The sequence below is a fragment of the Glycomyces sp. MUSA5-2 genome (assembly GCF_037034145.1).
GTDB lineage: Bacteria > Actinomycetota > Actinomycetes > Mycobacteriales > Micromonosporaceae > Glycomyces > Glycomyces artemisiae.
Genome location: NZ_JBAGKG010000018.1, coordinates 1 through 18,664, shown reverse-complemented (window position 1 = coordinate 18,664; position 18,664 = coordinate 1). Strand labels below are relative to the sequence as shown.

General features: G+C 69.8%; 19 protein-coding genes and 1 tRNA gene. 10 read left to right on the top strand and 10 right to left on the bottom strand.

The window, feature by feature from the left end:
- Positions 1 to 216: 216 nt before the first annotated feature.
- The 8 genes from WA640_RS28315 to WA640_RS28280 form a co-directional block, all read right to left on the bottom strand.
- Positions 217 to 1,371: an FAD-dependent oxidoreductase gene (locus WA640_RS28315; RefSeq protein WP_335992251.1), complete on the bottom strand. Its 1,155-nt coding sequence runs from the start codon at positions 1,369 to 1,371 to the stop codon at positions 217 to 219.
- Entirely contained in the window at positions 1,368 to 1,850 is a 483-nt protein-coding gene (locus tag WA640_RS28310) for a GbsR/MarR family transcriptional regulator (protein WP_335992247.1), read from the bottom strand. Before WA640_RS28310 ends, WA640_RS28315 begins: the two co-directional genes overlap by 4 nt.
- Positions 1,851 to 1,971: 121 nt before the next feature.
- Complete coding sequence (locus WA640_RS28305) at positions 1,972 to 2,364, bottom strand: hypothetical protein (RefSeq protein WP_335992245.1); 393 nt, start codon at positions 2,362 to 2,364, stop codon at positions 1,972 to 1,974.
- 104 nt (positions 2,365 to 2,468) lie between these two features.
- Positions 2,469 to 3,743, bottom strand: a complete 1,275-nt coding sequence (locus tag WA640_RS28300) for a hypothetical protein (protein ID WP_335992244.1) — start codon at positions 3,741 to 3,743, stop codon at positions 2,469 to 2,471.
- A gap of 19 nt (positions 3,744 to 3,762) precedes the next feature.
- The gene (locus WA640_RS28295) at positions 3,763 to 4,767 is read right to left on the bottom strand and encodes a hypothetical protein (protein ID WP_335992243.1); all 1,005 of its coding nucleotides are present in this window, start codon (positions 4,765 to 4,767) and stop codon (positions 3,763 to 3,765) included.
- 28 nt (positions 4,768 to 4,795) lie between these two features.
- Positions 4,796 to 5,089 carry a hypothetical protein gene (locus tag WA640_RS28290; RefSeq protein WP_335992240.1) on the bottom strand — a complete coding sequence of 98 codons (294 nt, stop codon included), beginning with the start codon at positions 5,087 to 5,089 and terminating at the stop codon, positions 4,796 to 4,798.
- Positions 5,090 to 5,096: 7 nt separating this feature from the next.
- On the bottom strand, positions 5,097 to 5,894 hold the full coding sequence (locus WA640_RS28285) for a hypothetical protein (protein ID WP_335992239.1): 798 nt from the start codon (positions 5,892 to 5,894) through the stop codon (positions 5,097 to 5,099).
- Positions 5,895 to 5,952: 58 nt separating this feature from the next.
- Positions 5,953 to 6,831 carry an alpha/beta fold hydrolase gene (locus WA640_RS28280; RefSeq protein WP_335992280.1) on the bottom strand — a complete coding sequence of 293 codons (879 nt, stop codon included), beginning with the start codon at positions 6,829 to 6,831 and terminating at the stop codon, positions 5,953 to 5,955.
- 229 nt (positions 6,832 to 7,060) lie between these two features.
- On the opposite strand from WA640_RS28280, the gene WA640_RS28275 reads away from it, so the two are divergent.
- The 8 genes from WA640_RS28275 to WA640_RS28240 all read left to right on the top strand — a co-directional run bounded on the left by WA640_RS28275 (position 7,061) and on the right by WA640_RS28240 (position 12,087).
- Positions 7,061 to 7,618, top strand: a complete 558-nt coding sequence (locus WA640_RS28275; RefSeq protein ID WP_335992237.1) for a TetR/AcrR family transcriptional regulator — start codon at positions 7,061 to 7,063, stop codon at positions 7,616 to 7,618.
- Positions 7,611 to 8,345 carry an ABC transporter ATP-binding protein gene (locus WA640_RS28270; protein WP_335992236.1) on the top strand — a complete coding sequence of 245 codons (735 nt, stop codon included), beginning with the start codon at positions 7,611 to 7,613 and terminating at the stop codon, positions 8,343 to 8,345. The genes WA640_RS28275 and WA640_RS28270 overlap by 8 nt, the downstream gene beginning before the upstream one ends.
- Entirely contained in the window at positions 8,342 to 9,109 is a 768-nt protein-coding gene (locus tag WA640_RS28265) for an ABC transporter permease (RefSeq protein WP_335992234.1), read from the top strand. The genes WA640_RS28270 and WA640_RS28265 overlap by 4 nt, the downstream gene beginning before the upstream one ends.
- A gap of 448 nt (positions 9,110 to 9,557) precedes the next feature.
- Complete coding sequence (locus tag WA640_RS28260) at positions 9,558 to 9,968, top strand: YbaB/EbfC family nucleoid-associated protein (protein ID WP_335992233.1); 411 nt, start codon at positions 9,558 to 9,560, stop codon at positions 9,966 to 9,968.
- Between the two features lie 3 nt (positions 9,969 to 9,971).
- Positions 9,972 to 10,301 (top strand): hypothetical protein, encoded by a 330-nt coding sequence (locus tag WA640_RS28255; protein ID WP_335992230.1) that lies wholly within the window; start codon positions 9,972 to 9,974, stop codon positions 10,299 to 10,301.
- A complete protein-coding gene (locus tag WA640_RS28250; protein WP_335992228.1) occupies positions 10,298 to 11,368 on the top strand; it encodes a WXG100 family type VII secretion target in 1,071 nt (356 codons plus the stop codon). The genes WA640_RS28255 and WA640_RS28250 overlap by 4 nt, the downstream gene beginning before the upstream one ends.
- A 6-nt stretch (positions 11,369 to 11,374) precedes the next feature.
- Positions 11,375 to 11,512, top strand: a complete 138-nt coding sequence (locus WA640_RS28245) for a hypothetical protein (RefSeq protein ID WP_335992226.1) — start codon at positions 11,375 to 11,377, stop codon at positions 11,510 to 11,512.
- A 2-nt stretch (positions 11,513 to 11,514) separates the two neighbouring features.
- Positions 11,515 to 12,087, top strand: coding sequence for a hypothetical protein (locus tag WA640_RS28240; RefSeq protein ID WP_335992224.1), 573 nt, complete (start codon positions 11,515 to 11,517; stop codon positions 12,085 to 12,087).
- A 322-nt stretch (positions 12,088 to 12,409) separates the two neighbouring features.
- On the opposite strand, the gene WA640_RS28235 is transcribed toward WA640_RS28240, so the two are convergent.
- Complete coding sequence (locus tag WA640_RS28235; protein ID WP_335992222.1) at positions 12,410 to 14,758, bottom strand: AAA family ATPase; 2,349 nt, start codon at positions 14,756 to 14,758, stop codon at positions 12,410 to 12,412.
- A 447-nt stretch (positions 14,759 to 15,205) separates the two neighbouring features.
- Here WA640_RS28235 and WA640_RS28230 point away from each other — a divergent pair, with 447 nt between their 5' ends.
- Positions 15,206 to 16,690, top strand: coding sequence for a hypothetical protein (locus tag WA640_RS28230; RefSeq protein WP_335992220.1), 1,485 nt, complete (start codon positions 15,206 to 15,208; stop codon positions 16,688 to 16,690).
- A 168-nt stretch (positions 16,691 to 16,858) separates the two neighbouring features.
- Here the strand turns inward: WA640_RS28230 and WA640_RS28225 are convergent.
- A tRNA-Phe gene (locus WA640_RS28225) sits at positions 16,859 to 16,932 on the bottom strand.
- Between the two features lie 283 nt (positions 16,933 to 17,215).
- On the opposite strand from WA640_RS28225, the gene WA640_RS28220 reads away from it, so the two are divergent.
- Positions 17,216 to 18,463, top strand: coding sequence for a glycoside hydrolase family 27 protein (locus WA640_RS28220; RefSeq protein WP_335992218.1), 1,248 nt, complete (start codon positions 17,216 to 17,218; stop codon positions 18,461 to 18,463).
- Positions 18,464 to 18,664 lie beyond the last annotated feature (201 nt).

Sequence of the window (18,664 nt, the reverse complement as noted above, 5' to 3'; positions counted from 1 at the left end):
CGCGTAGAAGGTGTGCTGGTACGGGCGCAGCGGCTCGGGTGGCATCCAGTCCTCGGCCAGCGGCTGGTCGAACCGGAGGAACACCTGGATCAGCGTCATCCAGAAGACCAGGCCCGTCGTGAAGCTCGTGGTTTCGACCCTGGTTGGCAGGAGCAGGGAGGGAGTCCGATCGCAGTGGTGGAGCCCGACTGACATCAGCGACGCTGACACTCACGGTCACTGCGCTGGCGGCTGCCAGTCCCAGACCCGCGCGAGCCCCTTGGCGGTCAGGCTTGCGAGCGTCCTGGCCGAAAGCATGCGCGTCGACCAGACGAGCATGCGCTGGCGAGCGGCGCTGCCGGAGATGTAGCCGGTGCCCTTCCGGTGCGCGGCGTGGGCTATCCACTGGGTGCGGGGCCGGCGTTCGGCGTCGTAGCGTGCGAGGGCGGTCGACACGTCGGGAGCGCCGGCCAGGGCCGCGGCGAGGACGACGGCGTCTTCGAGCGCCTGCCCCGCGCCTTGGCCGAGGTCGGGGCTCATCGGATGGGCGGCGTCGCCGAGGAGCGCGACGCTCCCGTGGACGTACGTCGGCAGCGGCGCCTGGTCGAGGTCGGCGATGTCGTGGTGGAGGACCCGGTCCGGCGGTGTGGCGTCGAGCAGGGCCGGGATCGGGTCGTGCCAGCCCGCAGTGCGGCGGCGGACCTCGGCGGCCTCGTCGGCGGACCGCTCCCCGGCGGTCTCGGCGCGGGCGCCGAGCGCCCAGTACACGCGGGCCTCGGGCAGCGGCATGATCAGGAAGTAGCGGTCCTCGGCGAGGGTCATGCCGCCCGCGGCCGGATCGAGGTCCAGGTCGGCGACGCCGCGCCAGACGGTGTAGTGCCAGAAGGCCGGGTCCGGGGCGTCGGGCCAGAGGGCGCGGCGGGCGGTGGAGTGCACGCCGTCGGCGGCCACGACCAGGTCGGCTTCGAGCACCTCGTCACCGAGACTGACTGCCGCACCCGACGGCGCGGTCTGGTAGCCGGTCACCGCCGCGCCGGTGCGGATCGCCGCGGCCGGGACGGCGTCGAGCAGGAGGCGGTGGAGGTCCGCCCGGTGGAACCCGAGCAGGGGCAGGGACTGGCCGGACTCGGCGCGGTTGAGGTCGCGGCCGGAGGGCTCGCGGAGGTTCGCGGTGCCGTAGAAGGGCGTGCCGACCTCCCGGGCCCGGTCCCCGACGCCGAGCGCGTCCAGGGCCCGGAGCGCGTTGAGGCCCTGCGACATGCCCGCGCCGATCTCGCCCGCCTCCGCGCGGCGTTCGAGGACGGTGACGTCCCAGCCGGTGCGGCGCAGCGCGATCGCGGCCGCGAGACCGCCGATGCCCGCGCCGACGACGATGGCGTTCCCTGGTGTCATGACGGCTCCTTGCGGATCGGAGGGGCGTGCTCGAAGACCTCGGCCATCCAGTCGAAGACCCGCTGGGCCTCGCGGACGCGCCCGGCACGGGCGGTATCGGCGCCGAGCAGGGCGAGTCCGGCGGCGGTGACGTCGCGGAAGGACGCGAGCGCGGCGATCTGGCGGCGCACGACCGCCTCCCACGCGCCGTCGGCGAGCCGGTAGTAGGCGGTGCGCTCCCCGGGGCGGGTCCGCTTGGTCATGAACCCCATGGACTGGAGGACCCGCAGGTTCGTCGTCAGCGAGGCGCGGCTCGCGCCGATCGCCGCCGCTATCCGGGCCGCGGACTGCTCGGGCGGGTCGCAGACCATGAGCCAGCCCAGGATGCGCCCGGCGATCGGGGGCACGCCGTCGGCGGCCAGGTACGCCGCCACCTGCTCGACCCACTCCAGCACCTCGGCGTCGGCGGGCCCGCCCTCTCCGATTTCACTACTTGCCATGTATTACAGCATAAACTGAAATAACTGAAGCCGCAACGGCACTGATGCGCGGATGGTTCGCGGCGGTGCGCCGATGCGGTGCTTCCGGTGGGCCGATTCGCCGGAAGCACCGCGCTCCGGGTCAGGCGTCCGGTGCCGCGGGTGGGACCGGCGGGTGCGCGATGCGCCGGAGTGCCCGCACGAGTACATCGATCCCCGGGTCCGGGCGCCCGGCGGCGGCGCGGTCGTAGGTCGCGATGATCGCGGCGGCGAGGTCGGCGGGTTCGGCTTTCTCTGCGGGGGGCAGGAACTCGATGCCGACCAGTTCCCCGGTGGCGGTCACGGTCAGGACCGCCTCGTGTCCGGGGGATTCGATGTGGTCGCAGGTGGCGTCGATGAGGTGGCGTACGGGTTCGGCGCGTTCGTGCAGCTCGGTCATCCGCTGCCGGAAGTCGCGCATGAAGGCGGCGAGGTCCGGTGCCGGGTCGGGTTCGCTGCTGGCGGCGGCCGGTCCGGCTGGTGGGGTCTGGCTCATGGGGTCTCCTTCTCGGGCGCCGCTGCGATGCGGGAGGCGCGGCGGCGCGGGTGTGCAGGCGGGCGGTCGCCGCGTCGTTGCGGCGCCGTCTCCTGGCCTGCCTGTCAGTGCAGGCGCGGGACGTACTGGTCGAGGCGGGGGCGGTCGGATGCGGGGACGGCGGTGATGTCGGCGGTGAACGTCAGGGCGAGTGTGGATCCGGCGGTGGCGGTGAAGGTCCGGCGGATCTCGGCGCGCGAGAAGTCGAGGCGGGTCCGTTCGTCGACCTGGCCCGGCGGAGCGCCGACGCGGACGACGAGTTCGTGCTCCCCGGGGGCGACCTGCATCCACATTCGGGTCCAGGAGGCGTCCAGTTCCCTGCCGTCCAGGAGGACGAGCGGGGCCGGGACCCAGGGCCGACAGGCCGGGGCCTCGGGTTCTCCGATCCGGATCGACCGCCAGCGCTGCATCGGATGCAGTCGCTCGGCGCCCGCGAGCGCGGCCAGGACCGGCTCGGGGTGCGCTTCGAAGGCGAACCGCAGGTGGAGGCCGAGCCCGGCCCAGCCGGGCGCGGGTGCGAGGCGTTGCGGCACATCGGCGTCGAGCACGATGACCTCGGGCTGTTCGGCCCCTGCGGGGGCGGCGGCCTGGGCGACCTTCCGCGCACGGGCCTGCCGGACCAGTGACGCGGTGATCAACGCGATCCCGATGCCGAGCCCGAGGGCGACCGCGCCCCACACCGCGCCGCCGATGAGCGTCGATGCCGCATCGGGCGAGGCGACCGCGACCGCTACGACAGCGGCGATCAGGGCCGCCCCGGCGGCGGCCGTCGCGTAGACGCCCGCTCCGCGTCCGCTGCGGCGCGGAGCGAACGCGGTCAGCTCGCGGATCTCGGCCCCCGCCTCCCGGTAGCGGTGGGCGGTGTCGCCGATGATGCTGGCGTAGTCGAGCTCGATGCGGTCGCCCCGGCCGAGGTGCACCTGCCGGTAGCAGCGCGAGTGGCTGCTGGCGACCGCGATCAAGTGCGTCCCGGGCGTCAGGGTCAGTTCGGTGACGCCCCAGCCCCAGGAGGCTGGGATACCGTCGACGCTGACGACCGGCACCAGCGGGCGGCTGATGCGCAGGGACGGCCGGACGTCGCGCGAGTCCTGGTTGCGCCAGGCCGTCCGGACCACGACGGTCCCGTGTGTCGCTGCGGTCGCCGCGGAGGCGGCGTCGAGGCGGCGTCCGGCCCGGACCGGCACGGCCGCATCGGGATGCGGCCGCGCGGACCAGGCGCGGAACGGCGGGAACGTCTTGAACCCCGCGAAGCGCCGCAAGCCCGGGAGCACCGGCCAGGTCGCGGCCACCGCGATCACCACCGCGCCGAGCGCCAGGGCGAGCAGGTCGTCGCCGTCCACGGCTACCGGCCCCCGCGCACTAGCTACCGCTCCAGCTCGGCTCGGGGTCGTCGGCCCAGGTGGGCTTCTCCCAGGTGCCGGTCGGTTCGGACTCGCCCTCGGGGGTGTCGACGAAGGGGATGAAGTCGAGGTTGCCGGGGTCGACGCCGTAGGTGCCCCGCGGGTCCTCCTTGCCGTCGACGTCGCCGTTCCCGGCGAGGTCGTTGATGTTCAGCCCGAGGTTGTAGGCGCCCTGACCGCCGACGAACAGGTGCCCCAGGCCCCCGGCGACGTGGCGCCCGCCCGAGGGCGCGGCGGCGTTGCGCAGCGCGAGCTGCGCGAAGCCGTTGGCCATGTTGAAGGCGGTGGGGCCCACCAGGTCGAGCGGGTTCACGACGTTGCCTTGAGTGGCCAGGACCGCCCAGGAGCCGGTCATGCCGCCGCCGATGAACGCCGCGAGCCCGTTGCCGAGCGCCTCCAGCCCTGCGTCCAGCGTCTTGAGGATGCCCAGGCCCGTCGCGGCGATCGTCATCGCCGCGGTCCGTACCGCGGCCGCGGCGGGGGCGGTGAGCGGGAACGCCTGGAGCGGCCAGTACACCAGCGCCATGCCCATGAGGACCGTCGCCAGCGCAGCGTAGGCGGTGACCATGACCGCGAGCAGTGCGGCGATGGTGAACAGGCCGACGCCGACCTCGATGGCGAACGCAGCGATGGTGAACAGCTGCATGCGCACCTTCCCGGACTGGTCGACGAACGCGCTGCAGTCGTCGCCCTCCCACGCTTCGGCGTCGAAGGCGTCGACCTTGTCCCCGAGGCCGTCTCCGGCCTTGATGTACTTCTCGGCGAGCTGGAGCCAGGAGGCGCCGACCATCATGATCTGGCCGGGGTTGCACTGGTTCATGTAGATGATGCGGGCGATCTGGGTCGCCGAGGGCCCGAAGGTGAAGGCGGGCAGGACGATCTCGACGGCCGCGGCAGGCGCGGCGATCGCGAAGGCGTCCATCATGCCCTGGAAGCTGCTGGGCTCGGGTGCGCCGATGCTCATGGTCGTGGTTCCTTTGCGGCGGAGGGTGTCAGTTGAAGTTGTCGGCGGCCGCCTGGTCGGCGTCCTCCCAGGAGGTGGCGCAGCCGTCGAGGTTCGCGTTCATGGCCTGGAAGCACTCGGCGGCGCCGGCGACCATCTCGTTCATGTAGGACACGGCGGTGGTGTACACGGCGGCGAGCGCCGGTGTCACGGAGGTGTACAGCGCCTGGTCGATCCCGCGCAGGCTGGGGAGGATCTCGTTGGCCTCCTCCAGGATCGGGGTGACTTCCTGCTGGATCTCGGTGCCGAGTCCGCGGATCGCCTCTGGGTCTACTTTGGTCACTGGTGCCTCACTGCTGCCGGAGTCGCTTGATGGTCTGGTCGTGGTCCTGTTGGAGGTAGGCCGCCTGTCCGGTGAGCTTCTTCGCGAACGCGCGGGTCTGGGCGGGGAAGCCGTCGATCTGGTCCTGCGTGAAGGGCAGGCCCAGCGCGTCGATGCCTGATCGCTGGCGCTCGCGCAGCTCGGCTCCGGCGCGGGCGGCGGTCGCGGTGATCTGCTCGGCGAGCAGTTCGGGCCCCATCTCGCGGGCGTGCAGGCCCAGGAGCAGGCGCGCGATCGGGTACTGCACGGTGGCCTCGACGGTCACCTGCTCGTCCTCGCTGACGGCGGTGGCGACGAGGCCCCCGACTTCGGCTTCGAGCGGCGTCGGGCCCGCGCTCTGGGTCGGCTGGAACCGTTCGAGCAGCGCGATGGCCATGTCGAGTCCGGCGCTCGGGAACGCCTGCATGTCGAGGCCGAGACCGGTCATCGATCGCGGGTCGTCGGGCGACCGGCTCGGGTCCTCGGCGCCGTACTCGGCCCGCTTGCGTTCGAGGACCGCTTCCAGGCCCTCGCCGCGGATGCCGTCGCGCAGGTTTTTCAGCTCGGCGAGCGCGTCGGCGGACGAGGGCAGGTCCTCGTCCTGCTGTGCGGCGCGCACGGCGTCGGCGGCGTCGCGGGCGGTGGCGGTGACCAGGTCGGCCAGGTCGCGAACCGGGAGGCGGACGGCGTCCAGGCTGAGCCGGACGACCGGCGAGGCGCCGTCGAACTCGACGGCGACGTTGCCGCATCCGCTGGTGTGGACGGTGGCGGGGTGGGAATCGGTCAAGGGTGCTCCATAGTGTGCGGATCGTGTCGTCCGGGGGTGGTCGGGGTTCGGGACTGCGTCATCTGGCCGCCAGGGCGATCGCCTCCTCCACCAAGGGGACGACGTCGTCCGGTCGCTCTTCGACGGCGAGGTGCCCGACACCGTGCAGAACGTGCAACTCCCGTCCCAGGGCCGCTTCGACGGCGGGGCCGAGGCGGTCGGGCGGCAGGAACCGGTCGTGCTCCCCGACCGCGGCCACGACCGGTGCGCCCTTCCACCGGTGCAGCTGCTGCGGGGCGAGCGGTGCCGGGGCGAGAGTGGTGCGGCAGTACCGGGCGACCAGCTCCATCCACGCCACCGTCGCCGCTTCAGGCGCGTGACCGGGGGCGACGAACAAGTCCAGAAGGCTCCGGGTGCGCTCAGGCGAGGGGCGCATCAGCCACGCCGCCGACCGGCGCATCAGCAGCGCATCGGTCTTCAGCGGAACGATCCCGCCGGGCGAGTACAGCACGCGGGCGGCGATCCGGTCGGACTCGCACGCGAGCGCGATCGCGGCCCCCAGCGAGTTCCCGACCACCACCGCGTCCTTGACGCCGGTGTATTTGAGGACCTGCGCCAAAACCGCGGCGTACCAGGGCTGCTTGTAAGGCCTCGCCGCCAACGGGCGCCGGGGGCGTTCGCCGCTGCTGAGCCCGGGCTGGCCCGGCATGTCGACCACCAGCGTCGACCACCGGTCCCCGAGCACCTCGGCGACGCCCAGGCAGGTCGCGATGTTGAAGTTCGTGCCGGGCACGAAGACGACCTTCGGCGTGCCCTCGCCGATGAATGTCAGATGCGCCTGGCTGCGGTCGACGGTGATCAGGCCCCGGCGGTGGCGCACGGGCCACTCGTCGATCCGGGTGCGGCACCACCGCTCGATGATGCGGCGGCCGGGATCGGACTTGTACAGGCTCCGCATCCGCACGGGTCTCCAATCAGGCGAAGGAGCAATCTCCTTGCCGACCAGACTTCCCGGCGCACCGCACTGAACCCTACTCCACCGACTCCGCGGTATGTGTTGCCAAACGGTAAACCGTCCTTCACTGCCGCGCTGCACGACCGTCCACACCGTCCGATACAAGTCGCAGCGCCGGAGAATCGGTCCGGGGCGGTCGCCAACCGGAATGTTATGAGATAACATTTGGGGCATGGACTCGCCGTCGAAGCGTGAGCGCACCCGCGACCGGTTGCAGGAGTGCGCGCTCGCGCTGTTCGAAGAGCAGGGGTTCGAGGCCACGACCACCGCGCAGATCGCCCGCGCCGCGGACGTCACCGAGATGACGTTCTTCCGGCACTTCGGGACCAAAGCGCAAGCGGTCCTGTCAGATCCGTTCGACCCGGTGATCGCCGAGGCCGTCGGCGCGCGGCCGGTCGGCGAGGCGCCGCTGCTGCGGACCGTCCGGGGCCTGCGAGCGGCGCTGGCCGGGCTCGCCGAATCCGACCTGGTGACCGCGCGCAGGCGCATCAGGCTCGTCGCCCGCACGCCCGTGCTCCGCGCCGAGGCCGCCGTGCAGAACGAGGTGACCGCCGCTGCCATCGCCGACCGCCTCGCCGACGGCGTCGACGCCTTCACCGCGCGGGTCGCCGCAGACGCCGTGCTCGCCGCCGTGACGGCCGCGCTGTACGCGTGGGCCGAACACGCGGACCGGTCCCTGGAAGCGACCATCGGCGCGGCCCTGGACGTGCTGGAGGACCCGCGTGCCTGACCGGCTCCGCATCAGCGATGCCCGCCGCACCTACGGCGCCGGCGCCGGAGTCCTCGGAGTGACGCTCCACGTCGCGCCGGGGGAGGTCCATGCCCTCGTCGGGCTCAACGGCGCCGGGAAGACCACGCTCATGCGCGCCGTCCTCGGCATGGTCCGCCTCGGCTCCGGCACCGTCCACATCGAAGGTGTCCCGATCGAGGCGATGCCCGCCGCCGCATGGACGCGCGTCGGCCACCTGCTCGACCGGCCGTTCGCCTATCCCGAGCTGCGCGCCCGCGCGAACCTGGAGATCGCCGCGCGCCTGTACCGGATGCGGACCGCCGAGGTTCCGACCGCCGTCGAACGGGCTCTGGAGGACATGGGCATCGGCGACTATGCCGCGGTGCGCGCTTCGCGGCTGTCCAAAGGCAACCGGCAGCGCCTGGGGCTGGCCGCAGCGCTCATCGCCGACCCCGACCTGGTCGTCCTCGACGAGCCCACCGACGCCCTCGACCCGGCCGGGGTGATCGCCCTGCGCGAGAGCCTGCGCCGCCGCGCCGACCGCGGCGCGGGCGTCCTGGTCTCCAGCCATCACCTCGACGAGGTCGCCCGCGTCGCCGACCGGATCTCGGTGATGAACCGCGGCCGCCTGATCGGCACGCTCGACCCCGCGGGATCGGAGCTGGAGCGGGCGTTCTTCGACCTGGTGCTCCACGACGACACCGACAGGAACGGAGCGTGCGCATGAGCGGTCTGGTCGCGGCGCTGCGGGTCGAGATGCGCAAGGCCGCCTCGGCGCGGGTGCTCCACATCGCCGCCGGGGTGCTCGTCCTGGGCGCCGGCGTCCTCGGGCTCGCCCTCACCGGCGCGGTCGCCTCCGGGAACGCGCAGATCACCGCGAAGCTCGGCCAGGCGGCCGACGCGGCAGGGTGGCCGCTGCTGCTCGCGGTGGTCACCCAGGTCGCCGCCGCGGGCTCCCTGCTGGCCTTCGGGATCGCCCACAGCTGGGTCTTCGGCCGCGAGTTCACCGACGGCACGGTCTACGGGCTGTTCGCCCTGCCGGTCTCCCGCGCCGTCCAGGCCGCCGCGAAACTCCTGGTCGCCCTCGGATGGTCGCTGCTGACCGCCCTCGCCTTGACCGCCGCGATCACCGCGGCCGGGTTCGCCCTCGGCCTCGGCGCCCCCGATGAGGCGAGCGCGGCGGCACTGGTCCGACTGTGCGCGATGTGCGCGATGAACGGCCTCGTCGCCGTCCCCACCGCCTGGGCCGCCACCCTCGGCCGCGGCCCGCTCGCGGGCGTCGGCACCACGATCGGACTCCTCGTCCTCGCACAGACCACCGTCGTCGCCGCTCCCGCGGCCGGAGCTTGGCTCCCGATCGCCGCCCCGGCGCTGTGGGCACTCCAACCGGGCGCCGTCACTGCCTTTCAGCTCACCGCCGTAGCCGCGTTCGCGATCGCGTCGGCCGTCCTCATCGCCCGCACTTGGCGGCGGCTCCAACTCGACCGCTGAGCGCATCAGTCGCAAGGAACGGGAACGATGCCGCTTGGTGCGCGGCCCAGCGGTACGGATACTCGATCTCATGCCTCTTCGCGCCCGCCTCATCTCCGCCCTGCGCCACCTGTCTTGTCGGGCTCGCCGTCGTTTGCGCAAGCGCGGCAATGCAACAGCGGACGTCATGGGACAAGGAATGACCGTGTCCGGCGTCGGTATCGATGCCACCGTCGGACATCAGTGTTCGCGAGGGCACTCTTGGTGGCGCGATTGCACTATGGTGAACGACAGGTGTGCCGGGAAGTCTGGTCGGCGGTGAATGACCCCTGCCTCGATCGGAGCTCGGCCGCATGCGACACCGGTGCCAATCCTCCAGACGCGAGCACCGCCTCCCTTCCTGCACCGAACCGTTCCGCCGCGTCCGGCCGCGCCCGGGCGCCCCTTCCGACCCCGCGAAGGAGACTGCATGGACACCACGCCCCCCGGCGGCCCCGACCGAAAGGGCCGCCCCTCAGCGCTGACCGATCCCGAGGGCTACATGCGCGATTTCGAGCAGCGGGTCGCGCACATCCGCGAACGCGCCGAACGCGTCCAGGACCTCATGAACGACACCAGCGTCCGTCTCGAGTCCGAGGAGGGCGAGGTCGCGGTCACCGTCAACATCGGCGGCGGGCTCCTCAACATCGAGTTGAGCCCGACCACCCGCACCATGAGCGGCCCCGGCGTCGCCGCCCTCATCATGGAGACCTACCACCGCGCGGCCGCCGAAGCGTCCCAGCGCTCGGTGGACGTCATGTCCGAGATGCTCGGCGACGACTCCGAGGCGATGGGCATGATCCGCCAGTCGATCAACCGCTACGCCCCCAAGGAGGACTGACGCATGGGCGAGGGATTCGGGTCCGACCCCGAAGAGATCCGCAACCACGTCTCCAGCCTGAGCGACGGCGCGTTCGCCACCCTCGGCACCGCCGCGGACGCCGCCTCCGGCCTCACGCTCGGCGGCTTCGACGCCTACGGCGTCCTGCTCCAGTTCGTCATCCCGCCGGTGCTGAACCTGTGTCTCGACGACGCCGGGGCCGCGATCCGCTCCGCCTCGGACTTCGCCGTCGCCATCGGGCAGGCGCTCACCGGGGTCGCCGACGACTACGAAGGCGTGGATCAGGAGATCGCCGACCTGCTGTCGAGAATCGGCGAGGAGATCGGCAAATGAGCGACGACGTCGTCGACACCACCGGCGGTCGCATCGTCGACAGCCTCACCACCATGGGCGAGCACTTCAACGACGCCGCGGGCGACGGCATCGACCCCACCGCGTTCGCGATCGACGGCGCGATCGCCGCGCTCGACGTGCTCGCGTTCGCGGCCAACCCCTTCAAAGAGCTGATGATGGCCGGCGTCGGCTTCATCATCGAGCACGTCGACTGGCTGCGCGAACCCCTGGAGATGCTCACCGGCAGCCCCGCCGAGATCACCGCCCTGTCGCAGAGCTGGTCCAACGTGGCCGCCGATCTCAACGACGCCGCGCAGCAGTACGCCGACTCGATCGGGCAGATCTCCAACTGGGAAGGCGACGCCGGGGACGCCTACCGCGCCGTCTCCGAGGCGTTCTCCGGCGCCATCGCGGGCGCCGCGAGCTGCGCGCAATCGACATCGCAGGCCATCTCGGTCGCGGGGATCATCGTCGCCACCGTCCGCGCGCTCGTCCTGGAGATCATCTCCGACTGGGTGTGCCGAGCGATCATGTGGCTGCTGTCGGCGCTCGCCAGCGCCGCGGTCACCTTCGGCGCCTCAGTGCCGACGGCGATCTCCGGCGTCGTGGTCGACGCGTGCATCCAGATGACGAAGATCGTCTCCAAGATCTCCAAGATGATGCAGAAGGTCGCCGAGCTGCTGCGCAAGATCAAGGTCTTCCAGGGTGCCTTCGGGAAGCTCGCGAACTCCCTCGACGACATGGCCGAGGGCATGATGAAGGGCATGGCCAAGACCGACGCGAAGGCGATGATCAAGAACATCGACAACGTGCTGGCGTTCAACAACAGCCCGCGCTTCGCCGCCGACCACGGCATCAACACGACCTACGACGCCGCGAAGGACGTGTACAAGAACGGCGCGCAGTGGGGCCGGGACGCCTTCGGCAACACCACCGGCCTGCGCGACGTCGCAGACAAGGCGGGCGACCTGTTCCACACCGGCATCCGCGGCACGCTCGGCGGCATCAAGGCCTACGACAACGACACCGAGGCCGAACCGGCCGAGGAGCGCCACGACGGTGAGTGAGCCGCGATGAGCCTGGACGGCGTCTGGACGATCCCCGGGTGGGGGCTGGCGTTCGCGATGTGGGCGCTGGCCGCCGTCGCGGGAGCCGTGATCGTGGCGGCGACCGCGCTCGTTGCGTGGCGCGGACGGAAGCGGCGGAGGTAGCAGTGGGCGAGCTGTGGACGTCGCTGGCCGTGGCCGTGGCGGGGCCGCTCGGCGCCGCAGCGGTGCTCGCTCTCGCGCTCCTGGCCGCGGCAGGACTCGCGGAACGGATCAATCCTGAACCTCCGGCCGATGCCGAGGAGCAGGTGCGCGAGGCGGTCGAGCAGCAGCGGCTGCAAGCGCAGCTCGATGCGCAGATCCAAGCGGCGGAACGCGAGCGCGGTCGCGAACCGGTGGACAGCACGCACGTGTCGTTCCCCGCGTTCGGGATCGCGTTCCTGATGTGGCTGGTGCTGACATCCTGGACGGCGGCCCTGGAGCACCTCGACGACCCCGGCGAAGGCTTCCCGCTGGCGCTGGCGCTGCGACCGCTGTGGTCCGCGCTGATCGCAGCGACCCTGGCCGGTGTCGTGGTGGGGTTCTTCTACCGCCGCTGGTTCCGGCGGCAGCCTCCGCAACGCCGAGCCGATATCCGGGCTCGACTGGAAGCCAAGGAGCGCCACGACTTCACCGAACGACTCCGAGCGATCCGCAGCCGACCGCGCAGACGCTCCGACCGCCATGGCGTTCACCCCTGAGGAGCTCGAATTGTGGCTGACCGGCAGCGACCTGCCGCAGCTCCGCGAGGCCGTCACCGACCGCCTCGACGCCGCCCTGGGCTAGGCCGTGACTGAGAACTGAGGAGAACCCCGGTTGAATCTGTTGTGCTGCAACAAGATACGCCGGAGCCTCCCGAACAGGGCAGCGAGCTGGCGCCTGGTGAGGTTCGTGCTCCAGTTAGGCCGCGGCGGCCAGGCGCCCGAAGCACACGGCAGCGAACGCGTCGGCCTCGATCACGAGCCGGTATCCCAGCGGCTGCGTCTCGACCGCGCCCTCGGGGAGCGCGTTGGAGCTGACCTCCTATTGTTTCTTCGCTGGCGTCTCCGCTCGCGGGGCAGGGTCATCTTGAAATGCGAGGCGAGGGAGCAGGCGAATCTGCCGCAGTTCTTCGATGAACTGCTGATGGTCGCTGATCTTCTCTCGTGGCGCGGCGGCGAGCTTGTGCTTGCGGCGCATCTTCGCGGTGTGGGCCTTGATGTCGTCGCCGGCTTCTGAATCGTCGGCGGCCGCGTCCACGCGGCGAAGCGTGACCGAGGCGCGATCTCGGGTGCATCCGTTCGGGTGGTCGGCGACGAACTCGTTGATGATGCGGTCCAGTCGCTGGTTGCGGCGAGCATCGCCTTCCTGTTCCCGTGCTTCGCGAAGGGTGTCGGCGAGAAGCCTGATTAGGGATGCGAAGTTGTCGTCGAGGTGTGGGACTCCGGCGGGCCTAGCGCCGCCTTCGCTGCTGGCCAAGTAGGCAAGGAGTTCCTTAGCGAACCCCGCTTTGGTGATGTCGGTGCTGAAGACCGAGTAGAACGCCTTCTCAAGCGAGTCCCAGAGGCTTCCGTCGAGCTCGGCGAGGAGAGAAACTACGTCGAACTCAGTGAACCGCCTCGCCTCATTTTCCTCCATGCCGAGGAACGTGCGCGCGTACCTGCGGCAAGCGGCCACCGCTACGTTCACCGGGACCAGATCCTCCGGTTCACGGACGACGACGCCTTCAGCAACCGTTGGGTTCGAATTGTCGGCCCATTCCGACACCATCAAAATGAGCTCGTCGGCGATGACTTTGCGTCCGTGTGCGCCGCCGCGCTGGAGCTGCTTCCGTGCGGTCTTCCCCGCCTGATCCCCATCCACAAGCACGACACAGGCGGGTTTGACCTGGTCGCGTCCACGCGCGAGGTAAACCATGTAGGGAAGGCTGGAACCTCCCGGCACGATGGTCACCTCGTTGAGGTCGAGGCATTCACTTGGAGGACGATCGGCGCGGAGGAGGCGGGCGTTCATGCCCGCGAGCAGGACCTGGTCGGCGATGCCTTCGACGAAGAGGTTGTCACCTCCGATGAAGGCGGTCTCCGCGACGAATGCACCCAGAGACGACCGCAGCGGTTCATAGTGGTTGCGCGTCGCGTCCTTGACGACCCGGGTGCCCTCGTCGCGAGCGCCCTTGTCGACGACGCGGACGCGGTGCCCGGCGTTTCGATTGATCAGGAACGGTGAGTGCGTCACATACAGGACCTGGTCTTCGCGCTCCGAGTCGTCAGGGCGAGCGTGATGTTCGAGCACCCGCAGCAGATCTTGTTGTCCGGATGCGGAGAGGAAGGCATCAGGTTCGTCCATAAGCAGCAGCTCCGGGCGATCCGCAGGACGATCGTGGGAGAGCAGTTGGACGTAGTAGCTGAGGAAGTACCGTAGGCCGCGACTGCGTTCGCTGAAGGAGTAGTCGGTTCCAGTGCGGTCGCGGATGGTGAAGACGAGTTCGTGTTCGCGCGGGGAGACACGCAGCTGGAATTCCGGGTCTTGGCTCCACCACTTCGACACGTTGAGGTGGCGTGCGATGGAATTGTTCATCTCCTGGATGAGGCCGTTGACCAGTCCTTCGCGCTCATTGCTGATGGCGTCGCGCAGCTCCTGGAAGCTGGACTCTTCGATCCGGGCGATCTTGGTCAGCAGGTCCATGCCGAGCTGTTGCGGCCCCTTGGCGGGTTCGTCTCCCGTGAGGAGACTGAGGACGTTCGTCGCTTCGTTCTTGTAGTCGTCCTCGTTCTTGAACATGCCGAACAGCGTCCACAGGCGTCCTCGGGATTTACGTGGAGCGAGGACGGTGGTGTCGCCGGACAGCGCCGCGATGGATACCGAGTCGGGCAGCGCAATCTCGGTCTGGAGATCATACGGGTACGGCAGAAGGGAGGTGAGCGCCTCGATTTGCTCCGCACCTAGCTCGACCCGCTGCTCGCTGGAATCGACGACCTCGACGGCTTCTGGTCTGGGGCGAAGCATGAGCAGGTTGCCGCCGCTCAGCAGAGGGATCTCATGATCCTGAAGCAGTGCTCGCTCGGCGTCGTCAATGCGGAAGGTCGCTCCAACCTCTGGGTACAGCCGCGACCCGAGTTCGACTGAGAACAAGGTCGAGGAGCGGCAGAAATCACGCTGAAGGTGACCTTCACCGGTGAGGACGATTTTGATCGCGTCGAGCAGGTGCGACTTGCCTGACTCGTTGGCGCCAACGACCGCAGTGATGTCGGGTTCGACGGGGATATGGACGTGGGGCATCCATCCTTCGGGAGTCTCCTGCCAGGCTCGTACTTTCGCGCCCGGCTTTGCTTTGAGCTCGTAGTCGAAGTTGAAGGACTTGTAGAACCGGATCCAGATCTCGTGGATGTGCATCTCGCCACCTGCGCTCGCCATTGAACAACTCAGTGAGTCACGAATCGAGCACAGCGTACGACCTGAATGCGTGGGCACGCACCCTTGCATTCTGGGATTGACGGCAACCGGGAATGCCTGCCGCGGCACTGCATCAACGCCGATCAATGACGAAAACCGCTGGGGCGTAGGAATTCTCGTCCGAAGTCGGTCCGGGTTCCTGTCGTTCGAGTTGTCAGGAATGCTAGCGACGCGCAGCCTTTTGGACTGAAAACTCTGCCCGAACCGCCGAGTTGCATCACACGCATAACCGGCATCCTTTCCGCGCAGGACACACCTCTGAGCGCGTTCGGGTCGGACGGCGACACGCGAGCAACGGAAAGGAGGATCGTGGGGTCAGGCGGCTGCGAGCATGGAGTCGCCTGTAGCTCTGGCGAAGAGGAGGTCCTGACGGTGCGAGCGGCTCCGTTGAACGAGCGCCAGCGCGCGACGTTGCGCTTGATCGGGGATGGGGATGATCTCAGCGGGGATGACCGAGTGGGCCTGCGGATCACGGCTCGCTCGCTTGCTTCCCGTGGCCTGGTGAAGGTTCGCAGAACCGGCGGGAAGTGGCAGGCGACGATCACTGAGGCCGGCCGGGTCACCCTCGATCAGGGCGGCGCACAGGATGGCGGTGCACCGTCGGCATCCGAGCATGGATTCCCGCCGAGGCAGCAGCAGCGCATGCTCGACGCGGATGCAGAGTCGAGTCCGAGACCGAGCGCGAGCACGCGTCCTGCCGCTCCAGGGGCCCGCCGCCAGGCCGCGCTGTCGCTGGTCGAGCGGCTGGTCCGCGAACGCAGGATCGTCGTCCCGAGTCCGAGTGAGTCCGAGCGCGGGCACTGGCGCAAGACCATTCACTATGCGAAGCGGTACGGGCTGGAGCCTGATGGCGAGTTCATCGAGTGCACCGGGTCAGGACGCGGCGACCTGACGATCGCGCTCGTGGCCGGTGTTCATCCCAATGCGGCTCGCAAACGTGCCGCGGCCTTGACGCCGGTGCCCGTGCCCCAGCGGCTGGACCGCCTGCACCCGGTCGTAGCCCAGCTCCGCGACGATGCCGGGAAACTCGTCATGCCCAAGGCGCTCCGGCGCCGGTCGCTGCTGCTGTTGCAGGCGCTCGCTGCGGCCGCCGAAGAGCGCGGTTGGCAAGTCCGGGACCGCCCGGCAGAGCCCGAGCTGCACTACAGCGGTCACCGCCAAGAGTCCGAGCACCGTGAGGGCTGGATCTGGGTGGTCATCGACGGATACTCGTACACGGTCACCATCGATCAGGAGTTCCCGCAGACCCTCGATCCGGTGAAGTCGCAGACGCTCAAGATCGAGCTGCCCCATGCGAAGTCGGGGAGCCGATCGCGGTGGGCCGACCGCAAGACCGGGACGCTGGAAGACCGCCTGCCCGAGATCCTGGAAGGCCTCGCCGCTCGCGCGGCAGAAGACCGCGAGCGCGCCGCGGTCGAAGCGCAGGAGGCCGCCGAGCGGCAACGCGCCCGCGAGAAGGCCGAAACGGACGCTCGCTCCCGAGCGTTGTCCCAGTTCAATGCCGAGACGCTCTACCGGCAGGTGGCGGCGTTCGAACGCGCTCGCGCGATCAGCGCCTACTGTGACGTGCTGGAACAGCGCATCGAGGCCACTGACGCCCCCGAATCGGACCGGGAGAGGGCCATGGCCTGGCTCGCATGGGCCAGGGCCCATGCGGCCGAGATCGACCCGTTCCGGGTGCTGCCGACCATGCCCGAGGCGCCCGAGTTCACCGCTGAACAACTGGCGCCTTACTTGAATGATGCCGAATCATCTGCGCCGCAAGGGAATCAGTTTGATTCTGCGCGGCCGCAGCACCTGGACCCTGCCTTGATGATGCTTCAGTTTCAGGTCGAAAAATCATACTTCAGGAGGCAGCATCCTCACGTTTGAAATGACTATATTGTCTTATTAGTTCTATTTGACCGAAATGCCGGGACCGCTATAGGACCGTAGATCGGCCGTTTCCAGCCGGATCTGGCCGGTCGGAGCCGGACAAGAGGAAACCCCGCCTTCCAGTGTTCGTGCTGGTAGACGGGGTGTTTCGCCTGGTGGTGAGGGTGGCCAGGGCCGGGGTCGAACCGGCGACCTTCCGCTTTTCAGGCGGACGCTCGTACCAACTGAGCTACCTGGCCAGGAAACACGCACTGCGCGTTGCCGTGAACACTGTACAACATGCCGGGCCCGGCCACCGAAGTGGTATTGCGCGGAACGTGACGTCCGCCCCGCCGGGCGGCGGGGCCCGAGGCACCCGATCGGGTGCGATCCGCCGGGCTGCGGCCCCGGCGGGCCGGGGGCAAGCCGGGCCATCTCCTGCTCAACCAAGTCAAAGCGCCGCAAGGATTTTCGGTGCGACGGTGGAACGAGTCGGCGGGCGCGAGTAGCGTACAGGGCACCCTACCCCCCGAGGAGGTTTCCGTGACCCGACTCGCTGCCGTCCCGCCGATGGGCTGGAATTCGTGGGACGTGTTCGGGACCTCGGTCACCGAGGCCGAGACGCGCGCGAACGCCGAGTTCATCGCCGAGCACATGGCCGAGCACGGCTGGGAGTACGTCGTCGTCGACATCCAGTGGTACGACCCGGCCGCCCGCGCGGGCGGGTACAACTCCGGGACCAAGCTGGTCCTCGACGAGTACGGCCTCCCGCAGCCCGCCCCGAACCGGTTCCCCTCCGCGGCGGGCGGCGCCGGGTTCAAGCCGCTCGCCGACTACGTGCACTCCCTCGGGCTGAAGTTCGGCCTGCACATCCTTCGGGGCGTCCCCCGCCAGGCCGTCGCGGCGGACACGCCGATCAAGGGCAGCGAGTACTCGGCGGCGCAGATCCCCGACCGGGAGCGGCTCTCCTCGTGGGTCGACGACAACTGGGGCATCGACCACTCCCACCCGGGCGGCCAGGCGTACTACGACTCCCTCGCCCGCCAGTTCGCGGACTGGGGCGTCGACTACGTGAAAGCCGACGACATGATCGCCCCCTACTGGGAGGACGAGGTCGAGGCGTTCTGGCACGCGATCGACCGCGCCGACCGCGACATCCTCCTCAGCCTCTCCCCGGGCATGAACCTCTCCACCGCCCACGCCGAGCACCTCAAGGCCCACTCCCACCTGTGGCGCGTCTCCGCCGACCTGTGGGACCGCTGGCGCGACATCAACGCCCAGTTCGACCTCCTCCGCGAATGGGCCCCTCACGCCGGCCCGGGCCACTGGCCCGACGCCGACATGCTCCCCTTGGGCCGCATGGGCGTCCGCGCCGAAGTGGGCGAGCCCCGCGAGAGCCTCCTCACCCCCGACGAGCAGCGCACGATGCTCACCCTCTGGTGCATCGCCCGCTCCCCGCTCATGGTCGGCGCCGACCTGCCCAACTCCAGCGCTGAAACGATCGAACTCCTCACCAACCCCGAAGTCCTCGCCGCCCAACGCCACCCCGCCGGGTCCCGCGAGGTCTGGCGCGAGGGCAAACTCGTCGCCTGGGCCTCCGAAGACGGCGCCTTCGCGGCCCTGTTCAACCGCGGCCCCGAGCCCGCCGAGATCCAGGTCCCGTGGGCGGTCCTGGGGACGGCCCGGCCGAGGCGGATCCGGGATTGCTGGGGGCGGGCGGACCTGGTTCCCGGGGATGCGCTTCGGGTGAAGTTGCAGCCGCACGGGTCGGCCCTGTTCCGGCTTTCTTAGGGCGCTTGGCTTCTGGATTATTTGAGTGTTGGTGCGGGCGCATCGGCTGGGTGCCGGTGCGCCCGCGATTCGTACCTCGCGAGGTGGTGTTCCGGTAGGAGCCGCGAGCGGATGCACCCGCTCGCGGTCTTCGGGGGCGGTCCCCGGGGTCTCCCTCTAATACCGCCAGTCCTACCGGAACCAGCTCCACCTGCCTCCTCT

What these genes read in the sequence shown, in the direction of transcription:
- WA640_RS28315 (WP_335992251.1), bottom strand. Translation starts at nt 1,371, where the DNA reads ATGACACCAGGGAACGCCATCGTCGTCGGCGCGGGCATCGGCGGTCTC.
- WA640_RS28310 (WP_335992247.1), bottom strand. Translation starts at nt 1,850, where the DNA reads ATGGCAAGTAGTGAAATCGGAGAGGGCGGGCCCGCCGACGCCGAGGTG.
- WA640_RS28305 (WP_335992245.1), bottom strand. Translation starts at nt 2,364, where the DNA reads ATGAGCCAGACCCCACCAGCCGGACCGGCCGCCGCCAGCAGCGAACCC.
- WA640_RS28295 (WP_335992243.1), bottom strand. Translation starts at nt 4,767, where the DNA reads ATGAGCATCGGCGCACCCGAGCCCAGCAGCTTCCAGGGCATGATGGAC.
- WA640_RS28280 (WP_335992280.1), bottom strand. Translation starts at nt 6,831, where the DNA reads ATGCGGAGCCTGTACAAGTCCGATCCCGGCCGCCGCATCATCGAGCGG.
- WA640_RS28275 (WP_335992237.1), top strand. Translation starts at nt 7,061, where the DNA reads ATGGACTCGCCGTCGAAGCGTGAGCGCACCCGCGACCGGTTGCAGGAG.
- WA640_RS28265 (WP_335992234.1), top strand. Translation starts at nt 8,342, where the DNA reads ATGAGCGGTCTGGTCGCGGCGCTGCGGGTCGAGATGCGCAAGGCCGCC.
- WA640_RS28260 (WP_335992233.1), top strand. Translation starts at nt 9,558, where the DNA reads ATGGACACCACGCCCCCCGGCGGCCCCGACCGAAAGGGCCGCCCCTCA.
- WA640_RS28255 (WP_335992230.1), top strand. Translation starts at nt 9,972, where the DNA reads ATGGGCGAGGGATTCGGGTCCGACCCCGAAGAGATCCGCAACCACGTC.
- WA640_RS28250 (WP_335992228.1), top strand. Translation starts at nt 10,298, where the DNA reads ATGAGCGACGACGTCGTCGACACCACCGGCGGTCGCATCGTCGACAGC.
- WA640_RS28245 (WP_335992226.1), top strand. Translation starts at nt 11,375, where the DNA reads ATGAGCCTGGACGGCGTCTGGACGATCCCCGGGTGGGGGCTGGCGTTC.
- WA640_RS28235 (WP_335992222.1), bottom strand. Translation starts at nt 14,758, where the DNA reads ATGCACATCCACGAGATCTGGATCCGGTTCTACAAGTCCTTCAACTTC.